The organism is Paracoccus sp. S4493, assembly GCF_000967735.1.
Lineage (GTDB): Bacteria > Pseudomonadota > Alphaproteobacteria > Rhodobacterales > Rhodobacteraceae > Paracoccus > Paracoccus marcusii.
Map to the genome: position 1 here is coordinate 1 of NZ_JXYF01000287.1, position 1,099 is coordinate 1,099.

Consider the following 1,099-nt stretch of genomic DNA (forward strand, 5'->3'; position numbering starts at 1 on the left):
CCGCGCCCGCAGGCTGGGCGGCAGGTTGCCCCCAAACAGCGCCGCCGCCGCGCCGAACAGCGCCAGGATCAACACCCACAGCAGCATCGAGCCCTCGTGGTTGCCCCAGACCCCGCTGATCTTGTAGAGCATCGGCTTGAGCGTGTGCGAGTTCTCGTAGACCAGCAGGACCGAGAAGTCGGACGTGACGAAGGCAATTGTCAGCGCGCCGAAGCTGATGACCATCAGCAGCAACTGGGCCATGGCCGCCGGCCGGGCGCTGTCCATCCAGCCGTGCCATCCCTTTGCGGCGCCGATCATCGGCACGGTCATCTGATAGATCGCGACCATGAAGGCCAGGATCAGGGCGAAATGGCCAAGTTCAGCGATCATCTGCGGGCATCCTTTGTTTCCCGACAGCATAGGGATGCGGCCAAGGGGGGAAAAGCCCCCCCTTGGTCCCGGTCGCTCAGTTTTGCGTGCGGGCCTTGCGGCCTATTCGCGCAGGGTCGTCAGCCAGTCGCGCAGGGCCGCATTGTCGGCAAAGTCGTCCGCGGGAATGGCGACTGGCGTTGTGACGGTGCCGGGGACGATGGTCGTCTCCTCGGTCACGGGGGCGGGCCAGACGCGGTGGCGGAAATGATGCGCCTCGCGCGCGCCGAAATAGAACCCCACGATGGCGCCCAGCAGCCACCACAGCGGTTCGGGAACGCGCTGCAGCCCCTCCATGCGGATGCCGAATCCGATCGGCTCGACCATCGCATAGATGAACAGCGCCATCGTCCCCAAGGCCAGCAGCGGGCGCGGCAGGCGGTTCAGTCCGTTCACGAACCCGTCGAACCAGCCCTGCCGCGGCACTGCGAATTCCTGGCCGTGCTGGGCGATGGCGCGGGCATAGGCCTCCTCGTCCAGTTCCATCCGGCGGGTGGCGTTCTGGGTAAAGACCTCGGCCATGCCGGTCGCGGCGCTGCCCAGGGCGGTGACGGTCGGGGCGATCCCGATGAAGCGGTCGATCAGGCCCATGCGGATGTCCTCTGGCGGTGCTCAGCCTCGCTGAGGCGATAGCGGGGGGCCATGAACTCCTCGGCGCGGGTGATCCAGCCGCCCTTGCCGCCCGCCT

At 67.2% G+C, this 1,099-nt stretch carries 1 protein-coding gene and 2 pseudogenes; all 3 read right to left on the bottom strand.

Annotated elements, in window-relative coordinates; all coding sequences use genetic code 11:
• A pseudogene (locus TW83_RS17195) lies at positions 1–372 on the bottom strand (heme lyase NrfEFG subunit NrfE); the annotation flags it as partial.
• A gap of 102 nt (positions 373–474) precedes the next feature.
• Entirely contained in the window at positions 475–1,002 is a 528-nt protein-coding gene (locus tag TW83_RS17200; protein ID WP_045984010.1) for a holin family protein, read from the bottom strand.
• Positions 993–1,099 (bottom strand): annotated as a pseudogene (locus TW83_RS22160) (peptidoglycan-binding protein); the annotation flags it as partial. The pseudogene TW83_RS22160 and the gene TW83_RS17200, both read right to left, overlap by 10 nt.